The sequence below is a fragment of the Pseudomonas sp. RW407 genome (genome assembly GCF_003176655.1).
GTDB classification, from domain to species: domain Bacteria; phylum Pseudomonadota; class Gammaproteobacteria; order Pseudomonadales; family Pseudomonadaceae; genus Pseudomonas; species Pseudomonas delhiensis.
In genome coordinates this window covers 675807-677254 of sequence record NZ_QGSL01000088.1, presented here as the reverse complement: position 1 = coordinate 677254, position 1448 = coordinate 675807, and the positions used below count along the sequence as shown (strand labels likewise).

Genomic DNA, 1448 nt, shown 5'->3' with positions numbered 1-1448 from the left:
CCCCTCCCATTCCCCCGCAGGAGGCAGGCGCCATGAAGGCCCTCACCCACCAGTTGCTGTCGCTCTTCGCCGCCCCGGTGCTCGCCGGGCTGCTCGGCGCCTACGCCCCGTTCACCAGCGCCGCCGAGGCGCCGAAGGAAATCCGCATCGCCGTGCCCGACGTGGGCGCCGGGCAGAACCATTCCGGTGGCGGCATCGTCGACGTGCTCTATACCCGCAAGCTGCTGGAGAAGGAGTTCGCCAACGACGGCATCGAGATCAAGTGGACCTACTTCAAGGGCGCAGGCCCGGTGATCAACGAGGCCTTCGCCAACGGCCAGGTGGACTTCGCCTACCTCGGCGACCTGGCCGCCATCATCGGCAAGGCCAGCGGTCTGGACACCCGCCTGCTGGCCGCCACCGGGCGCGGCGTCAACCACTACCTGGGCGTGCAGCCGGGCTCGGGGATCAAGACCCTGGCCGACCTCAAGGGCAAGCGCGTCGGTCTCTTCCGCGGCACCGCCAGCCAGCTGTCGTTCGACAACGCCCTGGCCAGCGTCGGGTTGGGCGAGAAGGACCTGAAGGTCATCAGCCTGGACTTCAACGCATCGCTGGCCGCCCTGGCGGCCAAGCAGATCGACGCCACCTGGGGCCTGGCCGGCCTCTTCGCCCTGCGCGAGAAAGGCCTGGCGGAAATCCCCCTGAGCACCCGCGACCTCGGCGGCGCCGGCACCCTGCAGGCGGTGCTGGTGGGCAACGGCGCCTTCGTCGACGCCCACCCGGAGATCACCCAGCGCCTGCTCAAGGTGGAACTGCAGGCCCTGGCCTGGGCCGGTGCCGAAGCCAACCACGCGGCCTTCATCGACCTGGTGTCGAACCAGGCCGGCTACCCGCCGATCATCCTGCAGACCGAATACAAGGACCGCCCGCTGGCCGACGCCCTGTCGCCGCAGCTGGACGCCGGCTTCCTCGGCCAGCTCGACGCCTCCATCCAGGCCGCCAAGCAGTACGGCCTGATCCGCCGCGACTTCAAAGCCGCCGACTGGGCCAAGCCGGACTACCTGGCAGCCGCCGCCAAGCTGGCTGCGGCACAGCCGGTGGCGCAGGTGCAGTGATCCAGGTGCCGCCGGGTAGCCCTGGGCAGCCTGCGACCATGCCCGACCGTAGGGCGTATAACCGTTCGCGGTTATCCACCGTTGGCCGTGCCGCCGAGGCGTCCGGCGTGGCCGGTGAATCCAATCGCGGACGGAGTCCGCTCCTACGACAGTGCTTCCTGGAACCGTAGGAGCGGACTCTGTCCGCGATTTGGCGGATAACGCCATAGGCGTTATGCGCCCTACGGGGAGCCCGGGAACTTCGCGGTTTCGCATCGCGCCGAACGGTCCCCTCTCCCGCTTGCGGGGGAGGGTTAGGGAGGGGGAACGGAGTCAGGGTTCGCGAGCAAGCTCGCTCCTACGAAGAGCCGTGCT

At 69.2% G+C, this 1448-nt stretch carries 1 protein-coding gene; it reads left to right on the top strand.

What is annotated here, in order from left to right; all coding sequences use genetic code 11:
- Positions 1-32 precede the first annotated feature (32 nt).
- Positions 33-1094: an ABC transporter substrate-binding protein gene (locus tag DK254_RS09575; protein ID WP_109933588.1), complete on the top strand. Its 1062-nt coding sequence runs from the start codon at positions 33-35 to the stop codon at positions 1092-1094.
- Positions 1095-1448 lie beyond the last annotated feature (354 nt).

Bases quoted from the DNA above. Each gene is read 5' to 3' on its own strand.
- DK254_RS09575 (WP_109933588.1), top strand. From the start codon at position 33: ATGAAGGCCCTCACCCACCAGTTGCTGTCGCTCTTCGCCGCCCCGGTG.